Source organism: Streptomyces sp. NPDC059917, assembly GCF_042730635.1.
GTDB lineage: Bacteria > Actinomycetota > Actinomycetes > Streptomycetales > Streptomycetaceae > Streptomyces.
The window spans coordinates 84,398-108,662 of the sequence record NZ_JBHWLC010000001.1 but is presented as its reverse complement, the minus strand read 5'-3'; the positions used below and the strand labels follow the sequence as shown (position 1 = coordinate 108,662).

Below are 24,265 nucleotides of genomic sequence, written 5' to 3'. Positions count from 1 at the left end.
TGTTCATCCTCCTACCGGCGAACCCCGGCGAACGCGGATTGCGCCGCCTTCGACCACGTCAACACCCCAACGCTTACCGGGAGATCGACGTGACCGTCACCGTCGTCCTGCTCGCCACCGCGCTCGTGACCGTCCTCGTGCTGCTGGCCGCCGCCGGCGCGGGCAAGCTCGCCCGCATGGACAACGCCGGCTACCGCGCCGCCGCCGCCTTCGCCGCGGTCATCACCCTCGCCACCGTCGTAGCCAGCACCCTCGACGCCCTCCTCACCTGACGACCAGTCCTCCCCAGAACCCCGATCCGGCGGAGGAACTCCCGGACGTCGGCCTGACCGCTGGCGCGGCCGAGGGGCACGGCGTCGCAGCCGACGTGCTGCCAGCCGGCTTTTGACATCCAGGCCGTTCGCCGATTCCCGATGCGTGGCCGCGTACAGGGCGGCGGGCTGCCAGGGCGCGCCCGCTTCGGGGTAGAGGCGGGGGAGGCCTGCCGCTTCAACGGCGAGCCAGGTGATCTGGTGGGTGAGCCGGTGGTCGGGGTGCGGGATCGTCGGCCGAACGACGCCTTGATCCGGGTGACAGGTACAGGCCAGTCCGGATAGCAGGATCTTGCTGAACCGACCGCAGGTCTATCCGATCAGGCATAGGGCTGCCCAGGTCAAGCCCGCCGGGCGGAGACCGGGCGCCGTTCGGGAGCCGATGAGACCCGGCCACGTGCCGGGACTGGAGTGAATTGTGTGATTGCCGCTCCCTGTTCCAACGGCCTTTTCTACACCGGACACATTCCTGGTAGGGCCGTTGAGAGGTATGGGAAGAACGCTGATGCGAAGAGGCAGACAGGGGTGGGTCGCCGCCAGCGCGGTGGCGGCGTTGACGGTGGGGTTGCTCCCCACCACGGCGGCGCGGGCACGACCCGGCGAGGGACAGGCCGCAGGCGCGGTGGCGAATGCGAAGGAGCCCGGTTCCGCCGGTCGGTCGTTACCCGGCGGGGACGACCCGTCGAAGGTGGAGCGGCCGGACACTGTGCTGCCGAAGGGCTGGCGTACCTCGGGCGACCGGGCCGTGGCTGTGGTGGGTGACGCCGAGGGGCTCCACGTGCTCGCGGCCGACAGTTCCAAGGCCTACCAGTGGCGGGAGGTCGCCGCGCTGCGGGAAGGCGGCTTCGAGAGTGATGCCTGGGTCGGCAATGTCTGTGTCACCGGCTCGGGCAAGCGGGCGGTGGTCGCCTACGCCCCCGGTCGTTCAACAACAAGCCGATGCTGTTCGACCGGGGTGCCTTCGCCGCGGTGGTGGACCTCGAGACGCGCAAGGTGACGAAGCTCGATCGGCAGGTGTCCCTCGCGTACTTCGACCCGGGTTGTGGGACGGGGGAGACCGCAGTGCTCACCCAGGCCGCCGATCAGGAGACGGGCGAGACCCGGCTCTTGAGCCTGGACGCCGCTGCGGGGAAGATCACCTCGGAGGTCACGGTCGTCGGACAGGCGACGTCGGCCGTGCCCGGCAAGGATGGCATCGTCGCCGCCATAGGCAACCAGCTCAGCCGTGTCCTGCCCGACGGTCGCAGCGAGCTGCTGGCCAGGACGTCCGGGCCCGCCTTCCACGTGCATCCGGACGCCGACGGCTGGGTGGTCTTCCTCGAACGCCATGACGAGCAGGTCAGTGTCAAAAGAGTGGCTGTCGCAAAGGTGACTGAACTCGCCCGCGGCGGACTGGGCACGGTGGGCCTGGCCGTGGGTACAGCGGGACGGCTGTATCTGACGGGGGCGCCGGCGGGCAGGCCTGTGTTGCCCAAGAGCGTTCAGCAGGTGAACGCGGAGCCCGGCAGCGCTGTCTCCTCACACGGCCGCCTCGTGGTGGACACAGCGGTCTCCGCGGGTCTGCGCACCCACGTCGCCAAGCCGCTTGCGCCGTACGAGGACGGGGAGAGAGCTCCCTTCCGAATCGAGGCCCACACGGCGGGCAGCAGGAAGAAGCTCGCGTTCACCGTCCCCGGCCGCCCCTGGCAACGGTGCCGAGCAGCCCTCGCCCGCCCTCGCGGCGGCCGCAGGGGCGGAGAAGGCGAAGCCCTCCGCGGCGGGAGCCGCAGCGGCCGGATCCGGGTCCACGCCGTACGACCCTGAGCGGACCTGTTCCGTTCCCCGCAACGACGCCGGCCAGCAGGCCCTGCAGCCCACACCGAACCAGGTGGAATGGGCCGCGGACATGGCCATCCGCGGTGAGCTGGGAAGCAGCTGGGTTCCGATGTCGGGATACCGCTCGCAGGCGGGCCTCGGCGCGATGAGTCCGCCGTCCCAGACCTTCCCCCGCTGCCCGCGCTGAAGGGCGCGCCGGCGGGATCCCGGATCCCGGCCCAGGTGCTGCTCGGCGTACTGGCCCAGGAGTCCAACCTCTCGCAGGCGTCGTACCACGCGATGCCCGGCCAGACCGGTAACCCCCTGGTGGGCAACTTCTACGGGACGAACGTGTACCCCGGCACCCCCGGCTACGACCCGGACAAGGTCTGGAGCGTCAACTGGACCAAGGCCGACTGCGGTTACGGCATCGGCCAGCAGACCGACGGCATGAGCGTCCCGGGCCGGAGGCAGGACGGCAAGCCGGATGCCATGCCCGCCGCGCAGCAGAGGGCCGTCGCACTCGACTACGCGTACAACATCGCGATCGCGGCCAAGACGCTGTCCGACAAGTGGAACGAGCTGCACGCGCCGGGTCAGACGATCAAGCTGAACAATGACGACCCCAAGGCCGTCGAAAACTGGTTCGCCGCGGTGTGGAACTACAACCTCGGTTTCAACACCGGTGACCTTCTCGGCCGCTGGGGCCTGGGATGGCTGAACAACCCGGCCAACCCCAAGTACCCGGCCGACCGGAACGCCTTCCTCGACAACAACCACTACGCGGACGCGGCCAAGCCGCAGAACTGGCCCTACCCCGAAAAGGTCATGGGATGGGCGGCGTACCCGATCGACACGGGCCGTGCCTACAGCGACGCCGGAGAGCAGAACAACAGCAACACGCACGGGTACTCGGCCGCCTGGTGGGGAGACATCGCCTCCCGCATCTCAGCCATCAAGCCGCCGCTGTCGACCTTCTGCAACAGCAGCAACAACTGCACGCCCGGCACGCCCACAGTCTGCACGAACGAGGAATGCTACAAGCAGTTCTGGTTCCACACGGACGCCACCTGGAAGGACTGCGCGGCCGCCTGCGGACACGAGGCACTCACCTGCAAGACCCTTCGTGCCGAGCTCGGGCGGGGCAACAGCGGCAAGCCCAACTGTGGCACGACCGGTCTGCCGGCGGGCGCCCTGGTCGTCGACGACGTGGACGCCGCTGTTTCCACCTTCCGCGGCGACTGCTCCAAGCCGTGGACGAACTCGGGCTCGCTCTCGCTCGACTTCGCACCCACCCCGGGTACGCCCGTCACCTACCTGGACCCTCAACAAACCGCTCGACCAGTGGGCGCGGGTCCTGGTCCACCTGCCCGACAGCGGAGCCGAGACGCACCAGGCCCGGTACCGCGTCGACCTCGGCGACGGCACGGCCCCCAGGGACCGCTACATCAACCAGAACTACCGATCCAATCGCTGGGTGTCACTCGGCACGTACCGCTTCAAGGGCACCCCGAAGGTGAGCCTGGACAACCAGACCGCGGACGGCACCGCTGACCAGGACGTCGCCTGGGACGCCATCGCCTTCCAACCGCTCACGGCGAAACCCCAGCACATGGTCGCGGTACTCGGCGACTCCTACACCTCCGGCGAGGGCGCCGGCGCGTACTCTCCCGAATCGGACGCCAACCACGGCAAGCCCAACTGGGACGCGTGCCGCCGCAGCAACGACGCCTGGGCCCGCAAACTCACCCTTCCCGGCCAGTCCGCGCCGCTCGGCACCCAGGCGGACACCTTCAGCCCGTCAGCCGAACTCGGATTCGTAGCCTGCTCCGGAGCAATGACGAAGAACGTGCGGAGCGGGAATTACCTACCGGGATCCCAGCCTTTCGAGGAAGGCCAGTTCCGGGAGATCAACCAGGTCGACTCAGGGGTGCTGTCGAGCGACACGACCTTGGTCATGCTGACGCTCGGAGGCAACGACGGCGGCGGGTTCGCGAACGCCATGCTGGACTGTGCGGGCCTGGGGAAGGACTGCAACGACGACCCCAACTTCCTGCCGAAGTACAAAGGCATCGCCGACAGGATGATCTTGAACCTGGAGGGGACGCTACAGGACATCAGGAGCAAGGCCCCCGGGGCCAAGGTCGTCCTCATGGGTTATCCCGAGCTGCTCAGCAAGACGGTGAAGTGCTCCGGATCGCTCTACTTCTACCTGCCCGAGGCCCGAGCCATCGCCGAACTGGTCAACTACGTTGACGGCAAGCAGAACGACCTCGTCAACCAGAAGGCCGCCGTTGGCTGGAGCATCGCCTACGCCAACCCGGTACAGGCGTTCACCGGGCACGCCGGCTGCGACGAACCGGAGTGGATCAACAAGATCGTCGTCGGCCCGAACGGTGACGGCGATTTCCACCAGAAGGACCCCGTCACACAGTCCGGAGGCTGCCTGTACGAGGGGATACCCGCCGACGCGTGCATGAGTCGAGAATCCTTCCACCCCAAATCGGCTGGAACCACTGGATACGCGGCCGTCATGGCCAAGCGACTCCAGGAGATCGGCTATACAGGCTCGTGATCCACAGGGCAGGCTCGTCCAGGTGAACCCCTTAGACGCACCTGGCCCTCAGCGCCCCCCGTCCGCACGCCGCACGGCGATGCGAGCGGGGGGCGCCGTCCTGCTGCTCCTGTCGGTACTCGCGCTGGCCGTGGTCGGCGGCATGGTCTGGTGGCTGGAAGTGGCCCTCCCGCGTGGCGCTGCCACGCGCATGGAACGGCAACTGGAGATAGACACGAGGGAGACCGGTCAGGCGATCCAACGTCGGGCGCGGGACGGAACTCTGACGGATGAGGACCTCAAGGCCATCTCACCGCAGCCGTGGACCATCCGACGCACCGATCACGAGATCCGCGTCGCCATGGCGTTCCTGGGGTCGAAGGCGGAGTATCAGTGCTGGTCCTTCACCCTCAAGACGCCTTTGGGGCCTGGGGCGGCCGTGACCACCCAACGGGACGAAACCGCGTGCGGTGAGCCTCACTGATCATCTCGGGACACTTCACCTTCAAGTGTGACGTGGATCGCACGCAACGGGGTGGGGTGTACGGACACTACTCAGTGCGGACCACCAAATGTTCGCAGACTTCTACGAAGCGCACTCCAGAGCCGTGTACGCACACGCCGTGCGCATGACCGCGGACTTAGCGGGCGCCGAGGACGTCGTTTCCCTCACCTTCCTCGAAGCATGGAGGCGCCGCGACACGCTCGACGGCGTCGTCAGTCAACGGGCGTGGCTCTTCGGCATCGCGACGAACGTCATGCGCAACAGTCGAAGGTCGGCGCGCCGGCACGGCCACGCGAGCGAGTTACGTCTGGGGCGGAACCTGGAACGATGGGGCTGATGCCGTAGTCGTCAACTAGGAGCTGTCCGGCCGATCATGTGGCCGGCTCGTTCCTGACTCGTTGGTCGGGGTATGGGGCGGGCTCAGCGTGGTGACTTGTCGGACGCCGAGCGGGAACGGCTCTGGCCGTTCCTGCCGGTGAGCAATGGTCGTTGTGGCCGATGGCGGGACCGTCGGCAGGTGATCGACGGGATTCCGCACCGGGTGCGGACCGGTATGCAGTGACGCGACCTTCCCGAGCGGTTCGGGCTCTGGAAGACGGTCTACGAGCGCCACCGGATGTGGTCCGCAGATGGCACCTGGGAGAATCTGCTTCAGCAGGTCCAACCCGTAGCCGACGCCTCGGGCGACGTGGACTGGGAGGTCTCGGTCGACTCGACGAGCGTGCGCGCTCATCAGCACGCGGCGGGCGCCCGCAACGACCCGGCGCCCGGCACAGCCGCCTCAAAAGGGGGCGACGTAGCGGAACGCCAGTCCGAGCCTCTGTGGCAAAGCCTGGTCGGCTGGCTGGCGGAGGTGGCGCGGCAGGTGAGGGACTGGGCCGCTCGCGGGGCGGCTTCACCAGCACGATCCACCTGAGCGCCGACGGGCGCTGCCGTCCGCTGTCCCTGCTCGTCACCGCCGGCCAGCGGGGTGACAGTCCCCAATTCCGACTGGTGCTGGAGAAGATCCGCGTTCCCCGTCTCGGGCCGGGCAGGCCCCGCAAGAAGCCGGATGGCCTCGCCGCGGACAAGACCTACAGCAACCGGCCGCGTAGGGAGTACCTGCGACGCCGGGGTATCCCGCACTCGATTCCGGAAAAGGCCGACAGCCAGGCCGCGCGCCTGCGAAGAGGCGCACGCGGCGGCCGGCCGCCTGGTTTTGACGAGTCCCTCTACAAGAAGCGCAATACCGTCGAACGGGCCATCACCAGGCTCAAGAGCCACCGAGCAGTGGCCACCCGCTATGACAAGCGTGGTTACGTCTTCCTCGGCACCATCACGGCGGCAAGCCTCGTCATATGGCTCCGTGCATGGCCGATCGGCGAGTTCCTAGGAACTCGCCTCAACCGGTGCGGTGTTGTGAGCGATCATCAGTTGAGCTATCCGGTGCAACCAATGCCAGACGTGCACGCTGGCGTGTTCGGCGAGATCGGGAAGGACCCTCTCGATCTCGTCAGAGATGAACCTCACGGTCGCCATCCCCCGCTCGTGGAGGGAGCCGCCATGGGTGATCCACGTGTAAGTGCAGCCCTCCATCCTGGTGTAAATCGACACCAGATCGACACCCGCCACCTCAAGGCTGTTCCATCTGCGGTCCCACGGCTCGTCCATCAGGCGTGTAACTGCGGTTACAGGGTCTTCAGCAGCATCCATGGCCCACATTGTCGCGGGCCGCCCCGGCTGCGTGAGCACGGGGCAGTGCCGTGATCGACCGGACGGCTCCCAGCACTCCAGTGTGACTTCGTGGTTCCACGTCACGTTGTGCGTGCGCTGGCTCCTTACTAAGCGGTGTCCTGTCCGATCGCGCGGAGGACATCGGCGAGCCAGACCAGGTGGTACCCCACGGCTCGATCCGGGTCGGCGCGTAGGTCTTGAAGGTGCTGCCATGACTCGGAGAGCTGCCCGATCGTGATCGTTCTCGGTTCGTTGGGGACGTCGTAGAGTTCGCCGCCCGGAACAGACCAGAAGTAGTCGTGTTCGAGCGCCACAGTGCTGCCGGCTGACGCTTCGATGTGTTGCAGTGCCAGCTCGAAGGCCTGCCGGAGCTGATCGAGCGGGATCTGCAGAGGTTCGCTGTCCACGCGCTCATCTTGTCGATCAGGGGCCGTCGGGCCAAGTTTAGGATTTCGGTACTGCCCTGGACCCGGAGCGGGAACGGCCACCGCGTGATCATCGGGGTTTGTGTGGAGTCCTGAAGATCGTGCGGTGGCCGCGGGCAAAAGCGTAGAGCCTGCCCGCTGGCGGGCGATGTTCGAGCAGGTCATGGGCCGGATCGCGGGGTGGTTGGGACGCGTGGAGCCGCGGGCCAGCGCCCGCGCGCACCTGCTCGGACTGCTCTCCGGCGTGGATCGGAAGAACTGCCGGCGGCTTGCCGAACAGGCTGGTCACGCTCGTCCCGGGCCGATGCAGCGTCTGCTGCGAAGTGCCCGCTGGAATGCTGATGCGGTCCGTGACGAAGTCCGCGGTTACGCCGTCGACCACCTCGGCAGCGACGGTGGGGTGCTGATCGTCGACGAGACCGGCTTCATGAAGAATGGTCGGTCCTCGGCGGGCGTGCAGCGGCAGCACACCGGCACCGTCGGACGTATCCAGAACAGTCAGGTCGGCGTCTTCCTCGCCTACGCAACCGGCCGGGGACAAGCGTTGATCGACCGACGGCTTCACCTGCCTGAACATTCCTGGTGCACCGATACCGAACGCCGTCAGGAGACCGGGATTCCCAACGAGGTGCAGTTCGCGACCAAACCCCGCCTGGCCTGGCCAGGCCTGGGAGATGATCGCCGACGCACTGGACGCCGGGGTGGAGGCACCGTGGGTGGCTACGTAGGTGAGAACGAGGTTCTGGCACATATTCCGTGAGAGCGGTGGACGAGGCTCTTCTGATCGGCAGACTGGAGAGATGCGGATAGAGAGCGTCGCCAGGATCCATGCAATCCGGCTCGGCGTGACGGTCAGTGCAGTCGTTGCCGCACCGGTTCTGTTGGTGGCTGGGACTCCGTTGCTGCGCCGTATGTTGCGTCGCTACTACCGCGAGGACGGTCCGGGGCTTGTGAGCAAAGAGGACGCATGGGTCAGTCCGGGGTACTTCGTCGTCACCAACGTGGTTGTTCGAGCCCTCTGCTGGCCATCGGAGTTCGTACTCAGACGGCTTCGTCCTGCCTGAGCAAGTCATCATCGGGCGGCGGTGAGAAGCACCCGTTTGCGCAGGAGCGGAAGCTTGGCGCGGCCGAACATCTGGCGCTTGACCATCTTGATGTGGTTGACGCGACCTTCGACGGGACCCGAGTTCCAGTGGCTCGTCAGGCCTTGGACAACGGCGTCCCAGTCCTTCTCCAGGCCGACGGCAAAGGAGTGAACACCGGGAAGGTCCTCGGCCCGCGCGCTGACAACCCGGTCCTTCAGATGCTTGCCGGTGCGGGTGGAGAGGATCGCGGCGCAGCTGCGGACGAGACGGTGGGCCACCGAGAGTTCCGGGCAACGGGCGAGGACTTCGTCAGCTGTTTGCTCTCGCTTTCCGAGAGGTGGTCGGGGTGACACATGATCCACCCGGTGACTTGCCGGAGTCCTGGCGGCGCGGGCCCGACGACGCGGATACGGCGTCGGCGCCGCGGCCGCAGATAGTTACTGATGATCTGGTGGTTGCCCCGATAGCCCAGCTCTTTGAGCTCTGCGTACAGGTGAACGGCATTGGTGTGGCCCTCTGCCCAGCGCCTGTCCAGGTGGGGCCTATAAGTAGCTGTTGTCGTTCCGATCTTGAGGGGTGGGCGTCGAACGGAAGTCTCGTTCGGGTGATCGCGACCTGCCGTGGGCATGAAGGCAGGGCCTCTTGGTAGCTCGGGGTTGCGAAGCCAACCGAGATCCAGGAGACCCTGTTGCCACAGTTCTACGTGCTTGCGCCGGTGGAGTTCAACTCGGTTGCCCTGTCGTGTGATTGCGTCGCTCACCGGTTCGGGAATGCGGCCGATCACCCGGAACGTGTTCGGCGGTATCCCTCGGACATGACGGACTCGGAATGGGCCGTAGTCCGGCCGCTCCTGCCGGTACCGGGCTGGATGCGGGGCCGGGGAGGGCAGCCTGAAGCGTACTGCCACCGGGCGATACTGGACGCGATCCGCTATCTCGTGGACAACGGGATCAAGTGGCGGGCGATGCCGGCCGACTTCCCACCGTGGGACCGGGTCTACTCATTCTTCCGCCGCTGGCGCGACCACCTGCTGATCCACGAGTTCCACGACCGGCTGCGCGAGGAGGTCCGGCAGAAGGCGGGGCAGGGTGCAGAGCCGACGGCCGGTGTGATCGACTCTCAGTCCGTCAAGGCGGACGCCGTCGTTGGCGCGGACAGCCGCGGCTTCGATGGAGGCAAGCTGATCAACGGCCGCAAGCGGCACGTGGTGGTCGACACCCTCGGCCTGCTGCTGGGTGTGATGGTCACCGCGGCGGACATCGGTGACCGCGCCGCCGCGAAGGTGCTGCTCGCCCAGGTGGCCAGCGCCCACCACCGGCTGGAACTCGTCTGGGCCGACGGCTGCTACACCGGCAGCCTCGTCGAGCACTGCCTGACCGTGCTCGCCCTGGTCCTGGCGATCATCAAGCGCAGCGACGACACGCGTGGCTTCGTGGTGCTGCCCAAGCGGTGGATCGTCGAGCGCTTCTTCGCCCATCTGATGCGCACCCGACGCCTGGTGCGCGACTTCGAACGCCGCACGACCAGCGCCGAGGCGATGGTCCACTGGTCGATGACCATGGTCATGACCCGCCGCCTGGCCCGGTTGTATTCTGCGCGAGCATGAACCGGCCCGGCTGCCGCTCGGCCAGCCAGCCCCGCGCCACCAGCCGCTTCGCCTTCGACCGCAACGCCTCGACCTTCGATGGGACAACGTCCAGGCCGAACAAGACGGCCATCTCCTGGCAGGTCAGCGGCCCTTGATGGAGGCGATGGCGGTCCGTGAGGGCCTGCAGCATGCGCTGGTAGTCCGCCGACAGCACCGACGAGTCCAGCCCCTCGCGCCACACCGGCACCGGCGAATTTCGCCTTCGCTGCCATCGACGCCGATGACGCTTCCTCGGCCCGCACACAGGCCGGCACCGTCCGTTCAGTCCGGGCATGATCTTCGATCTCGTCCACCGGCCCCAGCACCTCGCCGACCCGCGAGCGGGCGATGACCCACTCCTTCCACTCCCGCTCGGCCACGGCCAGCTCGGCCTGGACGCGATCCGCCTCCTCCCGCAGCTCGTCCACCCGACGCCGAGCACCCAGCTCACGCTGTTCGAGCAACCCCACGACCGACAGCATCCACGACCTCCCCAGGAACGATGACACGACAGACCACCCCTCCCACGAGATCGCTGACCCTATGCCTGACCAGTGAAAACACCGCCCTCAGGTTCGGTACGACAACACTACTAAGTCAGCCGGAATCTACGTGGCAAGCCCCAGCCGGTCGGCCCTCGGCCGCCATCCGCTCGCGCCGTTACCCGCTGGATCCTTACCCGTCCTGAGGCCCTGGCCGAGGGCGACCGGATCCAGCTCAAGGCCGTACTTGCAAACTGCCCCGAACTGGAAGCACTCGCCGGGCTCGTCCGTTCCTTCGCGCACATGCCTACTCAGCTGCAAGGCCACCAACTGCCGGCGTGGATCGAGGCTGCGACCGACGCCGACCTGCCCAGCCTCCAGCGATTCGCCCGGCACCTGGAACGCGACCTCGACGCTGTTACCGCCGGACTCTCGCAGTCATGGAACTCTGGAGTCGTCGAAGACCATGTCAACCGGATCAAGATGCTGAAGCGCCAGATGTTCGGCCGCGCAGGCTTCGACCTCCTCCGCAAACGAGTTCTGGTCTACAGGTGACACCCGCGCACAGATCTGGCTGGTCAACGCAATAGCCTCGTCCTGTGACCCACAGCACCAGCCAGAACGAGCAGGCTCACCCTGCCGTCCTCCCGCCGTTCCAGACACTGCTGAGCAATACGAACTGGGGGGTACTCGACACAGCCTTCGGGACCGGCGAAGACCTGCCGGTGGCGCTGACGCTTCTCACCGATCCCGATCCGGTCATCAGGGAGTCCGCTCTCCAGGCCGCGCTGGGGCCCGTGACCCACCAGAACAGCATCTACGAGGCCACCGTGCCCGTGGCGCTCTTCGTCGCGGCCATCCTCAACCATCCGGCCATCACTGCGGGCGACGACAATCTCGTCGTCGGGACACAGCACCGCCCGACTCTTGTGCAGTTGCTCGACTGGCTCGGCGACACGGCCTACGACGCCGACGACGAGTGCGTCGCTGCCGGCGAACGCGTCTTCGACGGGGGTTTCCTCGACGAGTACGACGCGATGCGGGCGTTCCGGGACGCACGCCCGGCGATCTTCTCCGCTGTTCGTCCCTTCCTGGGTCATGACGACGCCAACGTCCGCCACATCGCCCTGGTCACCGCCATCCCCCTCATCGAGCACCCCTTCCTCACTCAATACCAAGCCGATTTGGTCGACCACGCTCGACGCCTACTGGCCACCAGCACTGACCGACACCACCGGGACCGCGTCCTGGAGGCGCTGAAGGCTTGGGGCCACGACACCAGCGGACTGGAGAACGCGTCCGACATCGCAGCCCGCGAGCACTACGCCCCTCTCAGAGCCGCCCGCGCTTCCTGGGACGGTAACTGGACAGGCAGCGGCAGCTACAGCGACGACCCGCCGTTCTGACACAGGCCCCCCAATCACCTCTTGACTACCTTGCGTGGCCGCACCACAAGAAGTGGACCAGAGCCGAAACGGTTCAGGCAGGGATTCCGTGAAGTGGATCGTGCTGCCCTGCGCCGGTGACGCTCCGTCATCATGGGCATCATCCTTCGGTCGTGTGAGACCTTGCTGGAGTTGGTGTTCCCGCACCTGGTGACGGTGCTGGTGGAACGCGCGGTGGTGGAGAGCGGCGTGCTGCGCATCACGGCGAGCACGAAGGACGGGACAGCGGCCACGTGTCCGGGGTGCGGGGCATCGTCGATACGGGTGCACAGCCGCTACGGACGCAGGATCGCCGATGCTCCGGTCGGCACCCGGCTGGTGGTCATCGAGTTGTCGGTGCGCCGATTGTTCTGTGAGCACAGCGGCTGCGCGAGGGTGACCTTCGCTGAGCAAGTCGAGGGGCTGACCAGCCGCTACGGTCGGCGAACGACCGTCCTGCAGCGGATCATTGGTGCTCTTGATGTCGTTCTGGCCGCTCGTGCTGTGGTCCGGCTGGGGCTGGTGCTGGGCATCGTGGTCAGCCGGATGACCGTGCTGCGTGTGCTGATGGCGCTGCCGGAGCCGGCCTGGGCGGTGCCGCGGGTGCTGGGAGTCGACGAGTTCGCGACCAGGAAGAGCCACCGGTACGGCACCATCCTGATCGACTGCGAGACCCACCAGCCCCTGGACCTGCTGCCCGACCGCGAGGCCGAAACCCTGGCTGCCTGGCTGCGCGAGCAACCCGGCGTCGAGATCGTCTGTCGCGACCGCGCGGGCATTCTTCGCCGAAGGCGCCCGCACCGGCGCCCCGCAGGCCCAACACTGCGGAGACAAATGGCATGTCTGGCACAACCTCGGCGAAGCCGTCGAACGCCTGGTCTCCCACCACCAGGCTCTCCTGCGCGACCTCGTCGAGCCGGAACCTTCGCCCGAACCCGAGCCGGAGCCCGCCCTATCCTCCGTTGGCCAGGAGCCACCCGACGCCTACCCGCCGGGGAAGTTCCTCGACCGGCTCCGCGACACCCACGCCGCGGTCCGCGGCCAGGTCGATCAGGGCCTCAGCCTGCGCGAAGTCGCCCGCCGGCTCGGGCTGGGACGCAACACGGTGCGCAAGTACGCTCGCGCGGCCAGCCCGGAGGCGATGCTGCACGGCCAGCGGCAAGACCGGACCAGCAAACTCGACCGCTACAGGCCCTACCTGGAGCAACGGATCGCCGAGGGCTGTACGGACCTGTCGATCCTCCACCGCGAGCTGCAAGAACGCGGGGCCCGCTGCGCCTACAGGACCCTGCGGGACTACGTCCATCCGCTGCGTCCCGGACGCCGACCCGTGGCCACCCGTCCGCCGATGGCCCGGCCGCCCTCGCCCCGCGAAGCCATCCGCTGGATCACGAGCCACCCCGACCACCTGCACGACGACGACAAACTGCAGCTCAAGATGCTGCTTGCCCGCTCGCCCGAGCTCACGGCCGCCACCACCCACGTCCGGACGTTCGCGACCATCATGACCAACCGTGAAGGAGACCGGCTGCCCGGATGGATCGCCGATGTCTGCGCCGACCAGCAGTGCGGCCTGGCCTCCTTCGCCGCCGGGCTGATGACCGACCTCGACGCCGTCGTCTTCGGCATGAGCACCGAATGGTCCTCCGGGCCCGTTGAAGGCCGCGTCAACGACCTGAAGGCCCTCAAACGCAGCATATTCGGCAGAGCGAAACTGCCGCTGCTGCGCAAGCGGCTCCTCCTGATCGCGGCCAGCCGCCGACCCTAACCTCTGCCGCGTCGGGCCTGGCGGTCCAGGAATTCGATCACTCGCGTCTCCGAACGTAGAAGCTGTTCTCGCTGCTCAAGAGGAAGAGAGGCGAGTAGATCGACCAGGACTCGCTTCCGCGGGACGTACACCATGTTGCCGGAGTAGATCCGGCAACCTGCACACCAGGCGAGTCCGATGCAGCGCTCGAACATCGAAGTCTCGGGCGGATGGAAACGGTACTGGTAGGAACTGACAGGCGTTCCGCAGTCGGCGCAGACGCGTCGATCACCGTCGGGAATCGTGTCCCAGCGCCCGACCTTTCGCCAATGCTGTCGCCCGGCTGGTGCTCTTCAAGTCGTCATGCCGAACATTCTCGCGCACAGAGATCCGCCCAGCACAGCGGCCCGAGCAGAACTCCGACCGACCACAGAACGTAACCGGCTCTTGGCCACCTTCACGGAATCCGTGCCTGAACCACGGATACAGAGCCAACTGGGCGGGCTGCTGACTCGGGGGAACGCCAGAGGCCTACGCGGCTCCGCCGGCGGCCGTATCCACGGCAGCACACAGGTCCTCGACCGTGACCTTCGCCAGCGGGTAGGTCTCGCTCGCACCCCCGTTGGGCATCTGGCCTCGTGCGAGGAACCCGGCGTAGGGCTTGAACTGCCGCTTCACAAGCGTCTCCGCCATGCGGGCATCGCGACCCACTTCGAAGGGGAATACCTTCATGACGATCCAACCCTCGCTCATGAACCGGCCGAGGCGGTCGGTGCGCGCGGTGGTGTTGGTGATGCCGACCTTCACCGCCCCCTTCTCCGGGTGCATCAGGACGTACAGGACGGAGGGCTTGTAGCTCAGGAATCCGTAGGGGACGCAGATCTCGCACCGGCTGCCGGTCGCGGCCACCGTGGCGTAGCGGGGCTCCGTGATCGCCCCGCACTTCGGGTTCAGGCACTTGCACCGCCACTGGTCCTTGCCGTTCCCGCTGTACGGTTCCAGGGGCTCGAGGCCAGCCGCTCTCATGACCGCCTCCGCCTTGGCGCTGGGCACGCTCTGCCGCAAGGACTGGGCGATCCGCCGGCACGAGTCACGGCCTCCCTGGCCCGCCTGCACGTTGGCGTACCGCGGGCGGGCGACGGCACCACAGACCAGGCAGTCGCATTCCCAGGGCGTCTCGGACCCGGGGTAGGGCTCGCGCGGCACGAGGTTCACCCGCCGCATCACGGCCGCGGCCACCGCGTGGTCCAACATCATCGTTGCGGAACGCCGCTTCACCCCGCACGGCCCGCAGCCTCGCTCCCCGCGGCGAATCTGCGCCGGCCTCGGGCTCACCGTGCGGTCGCAGCCGGTGCAGGTCGCTTCGACCGCGGTCGTGGTGTTCACGTAGGGGCCGAGCATCACCAACCCGGCCTTCGCGAAATCGGCGAAGACCTCCTCCTCAGAGAGCTGGGGCTTCCCCGGGTTGACATGAGGGCAGCGCCATCCGCTGAGGACCTGCGTGAAGCGCAGCTTGGGCTTCACCCGACCACAGTCCATGCACTCGGCCGGCCAGACCCCGTCAGTACGGCGCGGGTACGGCCCCAGGGGGCGCAGACGCGCCTCGGCCATCCGCGCTGAGGCTGTCTCGTTCGTCCAGCGAACCTTGTGCTCACGGGGCGTACAGTGCCGGCAGCCTCTGCTGCCGATGTCACTGATCCGGTAGCTGTCGACAGCCTGGCACTTCTGGCACCGCAGTTCCAACGGCTTGCCGGTACCCGCGTACAGCGCGATATCGACAGGCTGAAGGCCCACCGCCAACGTACGGCGGAGCACTTCCTCGAGGTCAAGGCGGATTCTTCCCATGCCGAAGATGATCACGTGCAGCACTGACAACGCTCCGGCTGGGCCCGGGCCGCCAACTGCCCGCCGAGGGCAACTGGCTTACCAGCCAGAAGACTTCAGCATTCCTAGAAGCCCACACCGCAGGGGTGGCCAGTCACTGGTGACGCAGGCCTGGGGGAATTCGGTCAGGAGCTCGGGGGTTAGTGACGTAGGGTGGTGTCACCGACGCGGGGTGGAGCAGCTCGGTAGCTCGCTGGGCTCATAACCCAGAGGTCGCAGGTTCAAATCCTGTCCCCGCTACCAACGTGACAGCCCCCTCGACCATCAGATCGAGGGGGCTGTTCCCATTCCAGGTTTACCGGTGGATTACTGGCCGGGCTTCACCTTCGCGATCTCGATGTCCTTCGCCCCCTCGGCCTCAAGTGCCGTCTTGCGTTGCTCGGCGCTGGGCCTGTCGTAACTCACCCCGGACACCATGGGCCGGCCGTCCTCCGCGCGTACCCACTTCACTCGCTGGTTGTCCATGGCCGGCCCCCTTGTCCGTCCGCGATGGGCGGCCCACTGCCGCAGGCCACAGCCTTGCATCCGATGCCGACACCCGCCCGGACGGCACTCGCCCCGAGGGATCCGTATACAGCGAGCCGGATGAGGCAGACCCGCCCACCCCCGGAGGAGGTACTCGGGAGCTGGCGCACCCTGCTCGCCACGGCGTGCGGCAGCCGCGATCACCCCGACCTTCCGCCCGAGGTACGCGGTGTGGCCAACTGGACGCCCATCGAGAACCGGCGATGACCCAGGCTCCTCCCAGTCGAAGTAGGAGGCCGAACAGCGGGCGGGGACGGCGGCCCGCGGCGCGATCCGCATCCGGGTCCCGTCGTGAACCACCTTCTCCGCTGGCAGGATCAGCAGTCCCGCCTCCCCATCAGCCCAGGCCGCCCCAATGCGGCGAACCTGCCCCCCCCCGCTGACCATGTAGACCGTCGGGTCGACCTCCCAGCCGTGCGCGGCCAGCCACGTCGCAAGCCGGAGCGTGTCGCCGGGTGTCGCCCCGCGCGGCCATACGTACGTGCTGCCCATGTCCATCCCCCGTCGCGGGCGGGTCTTCGGCCACCGCGATACTTCCGCCTGTGGCACTGTGTGGCGGCAGAACGAAGATCTAAGTCAATGAGATTTGGTGCCGCCTGCGTGTGCGACTAGGCGCTTGCTGTTCAGTCCCAGTCAGCTGCGGGTTGACTGACCCGGCCGCCGGTATGCGCGGATTGGACGTAGTCCTCGGGCGCCTCGGGGAGGGTGGCCACGCATTGCGGAGAGCATGCGTTGACCAGGAGGGGCAGGACATCCGTGGCCACGCGCAAGGAGATCCAGACCGGATGGAGTCCGCCCTGTTCTATGGGTTGGTCGCAGACGCTGCATGATGAGACGGCTGTCGTGCCCCAGCGACGTGCGTCCAAGCCCGTTGTGTTGAGGCCTGCGACCGAGCTGAGAGCGGGTGCCAGCCGGGGGAACGGTGCCCGCAGCTTGTAGTTTCCGAACAGAGAACGCGTGCTGACCGTGCTCCTCACGAGCCGGGTGCATCTGGTGATTTCGTAGGGGAACCAGTGCAGCCGGTAGGAGGTGTAAGGGGTGAACTCCTCCAGGCTTGCCATTGCCCCGATTTCGGGTGGGAGCCGGACGAGGTTGCTGCCGTAGAGCACGAGGTGCTTGACTGCGGTCAGCTTGCGGATGGCCGGCGGCAGAGTGATGACCTGCCGCCGTTCCTGGGGGCTGAGCTCGACAAGGGGACGGAACTCTTCCCGGCCGTCGGCGGCTGCCTCGTCGATGAGCTCAAGTAGGTGCTGCCAGCCAGGAGCCGAGGTGTCTTGTAGCTCGGCATGGAAGCCGACCCGAGCACGCGGATACGGCTTGCGCTGGTCGAAGCAGCGGCAGGTCTCCTGGCCAAACTCGCGTCCAACCGACTCTGCACCGGACGATTCGCCCCACCGGTTCACGAAAAGCTGCTGGTCTCCCTCATCCACCATGACGCCAACATACGGGCGCTCTCCTCGAATGGCCCAGCATTTTGGGGAAGAGCTGCTGGTCAGCCAACTTCGGCGCGATCAGCTTGGGCCTTGGTGTGAGCGAGGTGGTAGGACTCGGTTCCGGTCTGGATGATGTTGCCGCCGAAGGTGAGGCGGCCGACGATGGCCGCGCAGAGCCGGGGGTCGGTGAACGTCTTGGTCCAGCCTCCGAACGATTCGTTCGAGGCGATCGCCACACTGTTCTTTTCCTCGCGCTCGGTCAGCACCTGGAAGAGGAATTCGGCGCCGCGGCGGTCGAGTTCCATGTAGCCGAGTTCGTCGATGCAGAGGAGGTCGACGCGGCCGTAGCGGGCGATGGTCTTGGTCAGCTGCTTCTCGTCCGCGGGCTCGACGAGCTCGTTCACGGGCTTCGTCGCGAGGGTGTAGCGGACCCGGTGGCCCTTCATCGCGGCCTCGGTGCCCAGTGCGATCAGCAGGTGGGACCCGGTCCCGGGGTCGCCGATCAGGCAGAGCGGCTGGCCTTTGCGGACCCACTCGCACTTGGCCAGCGTGTGGATGGCCGCCGGGTCGACGTTGGGGTTGGCGTCGAAGTCGAAGGCCCGTAGGGACTTGCCGCGGGGGAAGGCGGCGGCTTTGATCCGGCGCTCGGAGCGGCGTCGTGCCCGGTCGTCGCACTCGGACATCAGTAGCTCGGCCAGGAATCCTCGGTAGGACATCTGCTCGCGGGAGGCCGCGGCCGCGAGGTCGGGGAACTGGCTTCGGGTGGTGGGCGGCCGCAGCATGCGGCAGGCCTGGTCGATCGCGTGGTGGCGGCTTCTTCGGTGATTTCGCGCTGGCGCGGGACGGTCATGTCGCTTCTCCCTGGCTGGCGCCCTGGCCGCCGGTCCGGCGGCGGTTGAGCAGTTGGTCGTGGGCGGCCACCGAGGGCAGAGGCCGGGTGTCGGGCGGCAGATGGGTCAGCCGGTAGTCGGCGAGGAAGGTCACCTTCGCGTGTTCCTCCACCGCCGGGGCGGGTGGCTCGGGTGCCGGAGCAGGTGGCGCTGGGCTGTCGCCCTCGGCGGCCCTGCGGGCCTCCAGCGCGACCGCGTCCGCGGTCAGGGCACCCGCCCGGAAGGCCGCGGCCAGGCCGGCGACGACGTGTTCGTGCCGCATGTGGCGTCCCAGCAGCAGCACCTGGATCAGGGCCCGGGTACCTTCGGCATCTCCGTGCGCCGACCGGACCGCCGCCCACCAGTTGTCATGGACCGGGGTGAACCTGCCCACCGAACGGGCCTGCTCCAGCGCGGTCGAGCCGGGGAAGGCTCCCGGCTTGTGGATGAGGGCTTCGAGGTAGTGGTCCAGGACGAGTTGGGAGCCGCCCCTGGTGCTGAGTCGCTCGTGCCGGGCGACCTCGTTGCGGCCGTCGTAGACGACCAGGTCGTTGGCGTGCAGGAGCACCCGCACCGACTGACCGATGAGGCGAACCGGCACCGAGTGCTGGTTGGTGCGGACGGTGATCTGGCTGTAGCGGTCCACTCGCGGGGTGAACCAGCGGCCCGTCTCGAACGCTTCCTCCGGCAGCGGCTTGAGCCGTGGCTGTAGAACGCGTCGACGCCCCGGTGCGAGCGGAACTGGGTCCAGCGTTCGGCTTCCACCCGTATGCGTCCCAACCCGATCACCCGGGAGACCGCCGCCTTCAGGTTGTCGTAGCGGACCCTGCCGCGAGGGACGCCACCCAGGGTCTTCAGCGCGTGGACGTGGCCTTCGATGAACGCGTCCTGGCCCGCAGGAGGCGAAGACCCTTCTCTGCACTATGCCGGATGACCTGCACTGAATCGCGCGACCAGCGTGTCGTTCGAGTGCTCGGTGGCGTCAGGTGTGAGTGATGAACGGTGTCGCGCTGCCCCACTCCCAGAAGGCACCGCCGGCGTTGACCGCCGACTCCATCACAGCGAAGAGGTGGCGGAAGTGGTCACAAGTCCGCACCCGAAACCCAGACCACGGGATGCGCAGGATCGGTGTTGTCCACTGCCAGGGACCGTGGACTGGTCCGCTTGGCATAGCCGGGACTGTCCTGGCTGTAGACCATGGTGGGGTTGACCGGCGGGGTCAGACTGCACGGGCCCTGGGCAGGCTGAACAGCTGCTCCGGGACTGTAGGCGGTCCAGCTACCCTCAAGTACCTTCGTGGTCGCACTCGGTGGTTCGAAATGGCTGGCCGTGAGGAACGTGGCGAGATCTGCTGGCGTGGTGGTGAATCGCAGCGTCAGGTCGCTCTCTCCCTGCACACCACCGGCCTCGGCAGTGAAGACGAGGCTCGTGGCGACGGTGGGCACAGCCAGTCCGAAGTGCCTGGTCGCATCGGCGAGGGAGAGGTTGTTGTGCCGGGTTTCCGGGCAGACTCGGGGATCGGTCGCTGCGACATGGTTGTCCGGCGGTCCGAACGCTGAGTCGAGCATCGACGTCGCGCCCCAGCCGAGCAGGCCCAGCAGGCCGGCTGCACTCAACGAGATCGTCAGGCATCCCGGTCTCTTCATGGCCTCAGCTCCCCCGTGAGCAAGTCAGAGCGTGATCATAGTGGGCATCCCGACACTGGCCGATGTCCGGTACCTCTTGCTCCCGTTCCGTCAGTTCCTGAAGGAGTTGGTCCAGGCTCGCTACCTGGCCGACACGGGTCGGTGGACCGCCTTGCCCGAGTACGACAGGCGGAACGAGAAAAGGATCGCCGGCCACCTGCGCGAGACCACCGGCCGGTCGACTGGGCGGACTGCTTCAGTTCAACATGCTGCACCTGACAGGGAAGTCGTCGCTGACGACCTCGCGCAGCGCGTCCAGGAACAGACCTGCGAGGCAGGCCAGGCGTCCGCAAGCGTCGGCTTGCCCGCTCCGCCGGGCCCGATGAGGATCACCGGGCCGTACTCGGGCAGCTCCGGGTGGAACGTCGGCGTGCTCATGCGGGCTCTCCTTGCGGGTCGAGGGAGCGGGTGGCCCTCAGCAGGCGCGCACCGGCGTTGTCGTTGACGATGGCGGCGCAGTCGTGCAGGTCGTGGGAGGCGTCGCCGCAGCGGTCGGGCCGGACGGGCTCGGCACGGTGCGCGGCGAAGGTGACCAGCTGCGAGAGGGCCGGGGGATGAGGCCGCCGGGCGGTTCGGTGCCCTCGATGCGCTCGCGCGGGATCGCGGCGAGCTCCGCCCGGTCGACGGCCGTGATCGGCGGGGCGGAAGGAGTTGGCCTTCCCCGTCTTGGTCGCGAGCTGCTCCAGTGTCGGTAGCTTCGGATATTCGAGTGTGCGGAATAGGGCTGCAATCCGGCTCTGCTGCGCTTTGTACCCCGCCAGCCGGGAAGCTTCGTGCTGCCTCGGTGAGCGAGGGGAAGGCAGCCGACTCGGCCGACGCACCTTCGCGGTAGCCTCTCGCCATGGGTCACGGGGAGGGTGAGGGCGCGCTGGTTCTGGAGGCGCAGGAGATGCTCGCCGCAGGGCACAGCGACGAGGAGGTCTTCACCGAGCTGGCCGCGAGGACCGGCACATGGGGTGTCTGTCTGTTGGCCGTGTGCTTGGCCCTGGGTGTGCCCCGGGCTGACGCCGAGGCCCGGCTCCGCGAGGCCGAACCACTCTTCTCGGACTTCGCGGTGGGTCAGGAGGAGGACCTCGCCCTCTTTCTCACGTTTGGGCACGTCTTCATCGTGGACCGAGTACTTGCGGAACACGAGGAGCGCATCCGCGACCTCTTGGGAACCGCTGCTGGTGCCCGCGGAGGCTATCCGGGCAGCCTGCTCGCCTGGTTTCGCACCGGGGAGCTCACGAAGATCTTCCTCTACTTCGCCAAAACCCGGTTCCGGGACGGGCGCGGCTCACCACGCGACTTTTGGGCAGCAATGACCGCGGCCGGCGAACTCCTGGCCGCCCAGGACGGCCCGGACCACGAAGAGGTGGCGGCAGGGCTGGAACGATGCCGAACACAGGCTGCGGCCATCAGCGCGAAGTAGCAGCGCCATCGACGAACGTCCTCCGCCGGGTGGGCGGCCTGATGGCTCCCCACGGCCCAACGGCCCCGCGCAGGCCACGCCGAACCCCGTAGCGACGCCCCCGTTCCCTGCAGTCGCCGCATGGCCACCGAGGAGGAAACCCCAAGTCAGCGCGACATCACCGCGATGCTCCAAGGCCGGACCAGAGCCTACGAAGCAGCGCGCGCCGCCATCGCGCCGGCGGCGAGGTCATGCTCTGTCTACGACGGACGGGCCCCGCACTGGATGGTCTTCGGCATCGCTGCGACAAGGCTGAGACGGTCGGTGAAGATCGGCCTGACGACCGTCGGCCTCGACGGGACCGTTGAGATCCTCCGTGCCCGGCACCGTGATGAGGAACTGCGTACCGGCAACATCGTCGCAGCAGATCGGTCCTGGTTCCTCACCCTGTACTTCGACGCCACTGGGACCGAGCTCCTGGCGTGCAACGGCGTCAAGAAGGAGCGGCCCTCGCGGGGGAGCCGTCAGAAGCTCCAGCTGTAGAGGCCGCCACCCGTTTTCGACGCAGACGCTGCGAGGCGTGCAACGCCCCGCAAGACCACAAGGAGATCATCGTCGGTCATATCGTCGCCGTCCTCAGACCGGAGGCGCGTGATCCAGCGGGTTGCGAGTTCTTCGAGTTCGGCGGAAGTCGCTTTGCCGAGCGCTCGGGTCAGCCGCTTCGGCAGAGCGAACACCTCAACGCCATCGTTCAAGGGGGCGGTGACCCACTCCGGCCACGGCCGCCACGCATAGAGCTGCTCAAGTGGCGGGGCGCCGCCCGCAGGTGCCTCGAAGTACATGTCCCACTCGGCGATGGCGCTGTCCGGCTCAATGAAATGGCAGGTAACAGACTCAAAGTCCTCGCCAGGTCCCCGCAGGCGGGTCGAGGCGGCCGTCTCGTCGTCAGGGGCGAGGAAGAAGATTATGTCGTGGGCCATTTGAGCATGATGGCAGCCCGCTGAGCAGACGTCGGTGCTGCTCAATGTGTCTCAGCTGTCTGGTCGAAGAGCCACCTCGGCTGCGTTTGCGGTCCCGGCGGCCCCGGCTGACCAGCGATCGGCAGCCGCAGGGCTGATCCCGAGCAGACGTTGGAGAACGCCCGGGGGATCTGCTCGCAGAGGTCGAGCAGGGCCGCGCTCCGTCCGACTTCGGCGGGGAGTCCGATGGTGTGGAGGCGGCGGCCGAGTTGCTGGCTGGCCATGTGTCTTCCGGGCAGGCTATGGACGACGAGGCCCGCTGGACCACCGCTCGCCGTCTGCTCCACGACGGCACCATCCGGAAGGAAGACCGTCTGGCCGGCCTGCTGCTGCTCCTCCATGCCCAGTGGCCAGCGGCGATCTCCCGGCTGACCACCGGCCATATCGAAGTGACGGCCGCGACGGTCCGCGTCCACCTCGATGATGTCGCGGTGGCGCTGCCCGGTCCTGTCGCCGGGCCGGCCCCGCAGCGGGTCCCCGCCCGCCGCAGCCACGCGGTCCTCGCCCAGACCGAGTTACCGTGGCTCTACCCCGGCGGCCAGCCGGGCCGCCCGATCAGCGCCTGGGGCATGGGTGAAAGGCTCCGCAAGCTCGGCATCCGGCTCGCCGTGTCCCGCTCAACCGCACTGTTCCAGCTCGCCACAGAGTTGCCCTCCGCGATCCTCGCCCGCACCCTGGGCATCCACATCACCGTCGCCTTCACATGGCAGTGGGCCGCCGCGGGCGACTGGGCGGCTGCCGCCGCCGACGTCAGCCGCCGAACCAACCCCCACCAGGAGGAAGACGCCCGTGCCCCTCGATGACCATGACATGAACGCACTGCCCTCAGGCGACGAGATCGTTCAAGCGGGCTGGCAGGCCGTTCGCCGTGACGGGCGAGTCCGGGACGAACTCATCGACGTTGCCCACCAAGAGCCGCGCCTGCGACGACTTTTCCCTTGGACAGGCATGGGAGAGCTGCATTTCAGCCGCTGCACCGAGCATCGCTGGACATGGGACATCCCTTACATCCAGCCAGCCAAGGGCGGTGGCTACTGGGTGTCCGGGCCCCTTCGGAACGAGTCGGTTGGTCCAGCGGCCACTGCAGAAGAAGCCGTCGCCATGGTCATCGCGAGGCTTCCGTCAAGCACCGGCCCGGCGTTCGTGGGGACCCCCGAACAGCTTGCGGCCCATGAAGACGCTCGCTGAGGCATTCCGGGAGCTCCCATACCCGACTCCACCATCACAGGTCTCCGAGAAGCGCACGCGTCAGGCCGTCGACCGGCTGGTCACCCTCCAGTTCGACCGAAACGGCGGCCGATCGTGGGACGAGGCCAAGGCCCTCTTGGACCACGAGCACGCCCGGATGCGGATCGGCCAGGTCGCCGTACCGTTCCGCGCCGACCCCTCCTACCTGCCGGACCTGCGGACCTACCTGGACACCCAGTTACGGGACCGGAAACGGCTCGCCGCGGCCGACGAGCTCAACCCCTGGGCCCGGGCGGAGGCACAACACCATCCGAGGAGGAGATCAGCTGCCTGCGGCGCCTGATCCGCAGGGTCGAGAGCGACCTCGACACCCTCACCGACGAAGAACGCGAGGAGATCCGCCGGGCGGCCTCGGTCCTGCGCCGGTCCCGTACCGTACAGCTCGGCTGCCCACCTCCGGCCGGCCGCCGGTGGCCTTCGACGCGAGCGAGAAGCAGGAAGCCGACCTTCACGGCCGACCGGCTCGCCCAGGCCCGCACCGATGAATCGACCCGCTACCGCAGGCGCGTGCTGGCCGCGCTCGACGACCTGCCCCGCACCGGCCA

At 67.6% G+C, this 24,265-nt stretch carries 26 protein-coding genes, 1 tRNA gene and 4 pseudogenes; 20 read left to right on the top strand and 11 right to left on the bottom strand.

What is annotated here, in order from left to right; all coding sequences use genetic code 11:
* The first annotated feature begins 89 nt into the window (after positions 1-89).
* The 7 genes and pseudogenes from ACFWAR_RS00530 to ACFWAR_RS00500 all read left to right on the top strand — a co-directional run.
* The gene (locus ACFWAR_RS00530; protein ID WP_385772047.1) at positions 90-272 is read left to right on the top strand and encodes a hypothetical protein; all 183 of its coding nucleotides are present in this window, start codon (positions 90-92) and stop codon (positions 270-272) included.
* 978 nt (positions 273-1,250) lie between these two features.
* Complete coding sequence (locus ACFWAR_RS00525) at positions 1,251-2,114, top strand: hypothetical protein (protein ID WP_385772046.1); 864 nt, start codon at positions 1,251-1,253, stop codon at positions 2,112-2,114.
* Between the two features lie 234 nt (positions 2,115-2,348).
* Positions 2,349-3,659 carry a hypothetical protein gene (locus ACFWAR_RS00520; RefSeq protein ID WP_385772045.1) on the top strand — a complete coding sequence of 437 codons (1,311 nt, stop codon included), beginning with the start codon at positions 2,349-2,351 and terminating at the stop codon, positions 3,657-3,659.
* Positions 3,583-4,680, top strand: coding sequence for an SGNH/GDSL hydrolase family protein (locus ACFWAR_RS00515; RefSeq protein WP_385772044.1), 1,098 nt, complete (start codon positions 3,583-3,585; stop codon positions 4,678-4,680). The genes ACFWAR_RS00520 and ACFWAR_RS00515 overlap by 77 nt, the downstream gene beginning before the upstream one ends.
* Positions 4,681-4,759: 79 nt before the next feature.
* Complete coding sequence (locus tag ACFWAR_RS00510; protein WP_385772043.1) at positions 4,760-5,143, top strand: hypothetical protein; 384 nt, start codon at positions 4,760-4,762, stop codon at positions 5,141-5,143.
* Positions 5,144-5,231: 88 nt separating this feature from the next.
* Entirely contained in the window at positions 5,232-5,501 is a 270-nt protein-coding gene (locus ACFWAR_RS00505) for an RNA polymerase sigma factor (protein WP_385772042.1), read from the top strand.
* A gap of 72 nt (positions 5,502-5,573) precedes the next feature.
* A pseudogene (locus tag ACFWAR_RS00500) lies at positions 5,574-6,511 on the top strand (IS5 family transposase); the annotation flags it as partial.
* 21 nt (positions 6,512-6,532) lie between these two features.
* On the opposite strand, the gene ACFWAR_RS00495 reads toward ACFWAR_RS00500, so the two are convergent.
* Positions 6,533-6,856: a hypothetical protein gene (locus ACFWAR_RS00495; RefSeq protein ID WP_385772177.1), complete on the bottom strand. Its 324-nt coding sequence runs from the start codon at positions 6,854-6,856 to the stop codon at positions 6,533-6,535.
* Positions 6,857-6,984: 128 nt separating this feature from the next.
* Positions 6,985-7,284, bottom strand: a complete 300-nt coding sequence (locus tag ACFWAR_RS00490) for a hypothetical protein (RefSeq protein ID WP_385772041.1) — start codon at positions 7,282-7,284, stop codon at positions 6,985-6,987.
* A 124-nt stretch (positions 7,285-7,408) separates the two neighbouring features.
* Here ACFWAR_RS00490 and ACFWAR_RS00485 point away from each other — a divergent pair, with 124 nt between their 5' ends.
* Positions 7,409-8,062 carry an IS701 family transposase gene (locus tag ACFWAR_RS00485; protein WP_385772040.1) on the top strand — a complete coding sequence of 218 codons (654 nt, stop codon included), beginning with the start codon at positions 7,409-7,411 and terminating at the stop codon, positions 8,060-8,062.
* Between the two features lie 312 nt (positions 8,063-8,374).
* Here ACFWAR_RS00485 and ACFWAR_RS00480 read toward each other — a convergent pair whose 3' ends face one another.
* Positions 8,375-8,740 (bottom strand): transposase, encoded by a 366-nt coding sequence (locus tag ACFWAR_RS00480; protein WP_385772039.1) that lies wholly within the window; start codon positions 8,738-8,740, stop codon positions 8,375-8,377.
* A gap of 461 nt (positions 8,741-9,201) precedes the next feature.
* Here ACFWAR_RS00480 and ACFWAR_RS00475 point away from each other — a divergent pair, with 461 nt between their 5' ends.
* Entirely contained in the window at positions 9,202-9,993 is a 792-nt protein-coding gene (locus ACFWAR_RS00475) for an IS5 family transposase (RefSeq protein WP_385772038.1), read from the top strand.
* Here the strand turns inward: ACFWAR_RS00475 and ACFWAR_RS00470 are convergent.
* Positions 9,950-10,394: pseudogene (locus tag ACFWAR_RS00470) on the bottom strand (hypothetical protein). The gene ACFWAR_RS00475 and the pseudogene ACFWAR_RS00470 overlap by 44 nt on opposite strands.
* Here ACFWAR_RS00470 and ACFWAR_RS00465 point away from each other — a divergent pair.
* The 5 genes and pseudogenes from ACFWAR_RS00465 (at position 10,308) to ACFWAR_RS00445 (ending at position 13,688) form a co-directional block, all read left to right on the top strand.
* Complete coding sequence (locus ACFWAR_RS00465) at positions 10,308-10,520, top strand: hypothetical protein (protein WP_385772176.1); 213 nt, start codon at positions 10,308-10,310, stop codon at positions 10,518-10,520. The pseudogene ACFWAR_RS00470 and the gene ACFWAR_RS00465 overlap by 87 nt on opposite strands.
* A gap of 165 nt (positions 10,521-10,685) precedes the next feature.
* Positions 10,686-11,051 (top strand): transposase, encoded by a 366-nt coding sequence (locus ACFWAR_RS00460; protein ID WP_385772166.1) that lies wholly within the window; start codon positions 10,686-10,688, stop codon positions 11,049-11,051.
* Positions 11,052-11,095: 44 nt separating this feature from the next.
* Positions 11,096-11,902 (top strand): hypothetical protein, encoded by an 807-nt coding sequence (locus ACFWAR_RS00455; protein ID WP_385772037.1) that lies wholly within the window; start codon positions 11,096-11,098, stop codon positions 11,900-11,902.
* A 132-nt stretch (positions 11,903-12,034) separates the two neighbouring features.
* Positions 12,035-12,628 (top strand): annotated as a pseudogene (locus ACFWAR_RS00450) (transposase family protein); the annotation flags it as partial.
* 397 nt (positions 12,629-13,025) lie between these two features.
* Positions 13,026-13,688 (top strand): hypothetical protein, encoded by a 663-nt coding sequence (locus ACFWAR_RS00445; RefSeq protein WP_385772175.1) that lies wholly within the window; start codon positions 13,026-13,028, stop codon positions 13,686-13,688.
* A gap of 510 nt (positions 13,689-14,198) precedes the next feature.
* On the opposite strand, the gene ACFWAR_RS00440 is transcribed toward ACFWAR_RS00445, so the two are convergent.
* Positions 14,199-15,536, bottom strand: coding sequence for a hypothetical protein (locus tag ACFWAR_RS00440; RefSeq protein WP_385772036.1), 1,338 nt, complete (start codon positions 15,534-15,536; stop codon positions 14,199-14,201).
* 181 nt (positions 15,537-15,717) lie between these two features.
* Between ACFWAR_RS00440 and ACFWAR_RS00435 the strand changes: the two genes are divergently transcribed.
* Positions 15,718-15,794 (top strand) — tRNA-Met (locus ACFWAR_RS00435).
* Positions 15,795-15,857: 63 nt separating this feature from the next.
* Here ACFWAR_RS00435 and ACFWAR_RS00430 read toward each other — a convergent pair.
* The 5 genes and pseudogenes from ACFWAR_RS00430 to ACFWAR_RS00410 form a co-directional block, all read right to left on the bottom strand.
* Positions 15,858-16,016, bottom strand: a complete 159-nt coding sequence (locus tag ACFWAR_RS00430; RefSeq protein WP_385772035.1) for a hypothetical protein — start codon at positions 16,014-16,016, stop codon at positions 15,858-15,860.
* A gap of 683 nt (positions 16,017-16,699) precedes the next feature.
* Positions 16,700-17,509, bottom strand: a complete 810-nt coding sequence (locus ACFWAR_RS00425; protein WP_385772034.1) for a leucine-rich repeat domain-containing protein — start codon at positions 17,507-17,509, stop codon at positions 16,700-16,702.
* Positions 17,510-17,568: 59 nt separating this feature from the next.
* Positions 17,569-18,359 (bottom strand): annotated as a pseudogene (gene istB / locus ACFWAR_RS00420) (IS21-like element helper ATPase IstB).
* Positions 18,356-19,300 (bottom strand): hypothetical protein, encoded by a 945-nt coding sequence (locus ACFWAR_RS00415; protein ID WP_385772033.1) that lies wholly within the window; start codon positions 19,298-19,300, stop codon positions 18,356-18,358. Before ACFWAR_RS00415 ends, istB begins: the two are co-directional and overlap by 4 nt.
* A gap of 160 nt (positions 19,301-19,460) precedes the next feature.
* Positions 19,461-20,024 (bottom strand): hypothetical protein, encoded by a 564-nt coding sequence (locus tag ACFWAR_RS00410; protein ID WP_385772032.1) that lies wholly within the window; start codon positions 20,022-20,024, stop codon positions 19,461-19,463.
* An 880-nt stretch (positions 20,025-20,904) separates the two neighbouring features.
* Between ACFWAR_RS00410 and ACFWAR_RS00405 the strand changes: the two genes are divergently transcribed.
* Both ACFWAR_RS00405 and ACFWAR_RS00400 read left to right on the top strand, forming a co-directional pair.
* On the top strand, positions 20,905-21,474 hold the full coding sequence (locus ACFWAR_RS00405; protein WP_385772031.1) for a hypothetical protein: 570 nt from the start codon (positions 20,905-20,907) through the stop codon (positions 21,472-21,474).
* A gap of 120 nt (positions 21,475-21,594) precedes the next feature.
* Positions 21,595-21,996, top strand: coding sequence for a hypothetical protein (locus tag ACFWAR_RS00400; protein WP_385772030.1), 402 nt, complete (start codon positions 21,595-21,597; stop codon positions 21,994-21,996).
* Here the strand turns inward: ACFWAR_RS00400 and ACFWAR_RS00395 are convergent.
* A complete protein-coding gene (locus ACFWAR_RS00395) occupies positions 21,978-22,433 on the bottom strand; it encodes a hypothetical protein (RefSeq protein ID WP_385772029.1) in 456 nt (151 codons plus the stop codon). The two genes, ACFWAR_RS00400 and ACFWAR_RS00395, sit on opposite strands and share 19 nt — an antisense overlap.
* Positions 22,434-22,663: 230 nt before the next feature.
* Here ACFWAR_RS00395 and ACFWAR_RS00390 point away from each other — a divergent pair, with 230 nt between their 5' ends.
* From ACFWAR_RS00390 to ACFWAR_RS00380, 3 genes are read left to right on the top strand one after another with little or no spacing between them, the layout of a single operon-like run.
* On the top strand, positions 22,664-23,275 hold the full coding sequence (locus ACFWAR_RS00390) for a hypothetical protein (RefSeq protein ID WP_385772028.1): 612 nt from the start codon (positions 22,664-22,666) through the stop codon (positions 23,273-23,275).
* Positions 23,262-23,660, top strand: coding sequence for a DUF6193 family natural product biosynthesis protein (locus ACFWAR_RS00385; protein WP_385772027.1), 399 nt, complete (start codon positions 23,262-23,264; stop codon positions 23,658-23,660). The genes ACFWAR_RS00390 and ACFWAR_RS00385 overlap by 14 nt, the downstream gene beginning before the upstream one ends.
* A complete protein-coding gene (locus ACFWAR_RS00380; RefSeq protein ID WP_385772026.1) occupies positions 23,644-24,003 on the top strand; it encodes a hypothetical protein in 360 nt (119 codons plus the stop codon). The genes ACFWAR_RS00385 and ACFWAR_RS00380 overlap by 17 nt, the downstream gene beginning before the upstream one ends.
* Positions 24,004-24,265 lie beyond the last annotated feature (262 nt).